The sequence below is a fragment of the Nocardia cyriacigeorgica genome (genome assembly GCF_010858045.1).
Classification (GTDB): domain Bacteria; phylum Actinomycetota; class Actinomycetes; order Mycobacteriales; family Mycobacteriaceae; genus Nocardia; species Nocardia cyriacigeorgica_E.
In genome coordinates this window covers 1-366 of the sequence record NZ_JAAGVC010000163.1, presented here as the reverse complement: position 1 = coordinate 366, position 366 = coordinate 1, and the positions used below count along the sequence as shown (strand labels likewise).

Genomic DNA, 366 nt, shown 5'->3' with positions numbered 1-366 from the left:
GTCCCGAACCTCGGCCCGCTTGTGCGGGGAGAAATTGTCGACGATCACGTAGAGCTTCTCGCCGGGCCAACGGGCCCGCAAAGTCTTGAGGAAGGCCAAGAACTCGATGCACCGTTTCCGGTCCCGGATCCGGTAGTGAATACGGCCGGTGGCCAGGTCCAACGCACCGAGCAGATGCCGCACCCCGTGATCGCGGTGGTAAGTCGCCCGCAGCCGGCGCGGCCTGCGAGTCGGGAACCAGCCACGCCCCGGCCGAGGTTGCAAGTTCAACGGCCCGAACTCGTCGACACAGATCACCCGCCCGTCGGCGGGCGGGTGGTCGTAGAGATCGAGGACGCGGTTCATCTTGGTCGTGAAGTCGGGGTC

1 protein-coding gene is annotated in these 366 nt (G+C 66.1%); it reads right to left on the bottom strand.

Translation table 11 applies throughout. From position 1 onward, the window contains the following. Positions 1–366 (bottom strand): transposase (locus tag GV790_RS29185; RefSeq protein WP_175586038.1); only part of this gene is annotated, 366 nt, incomplete at both ends.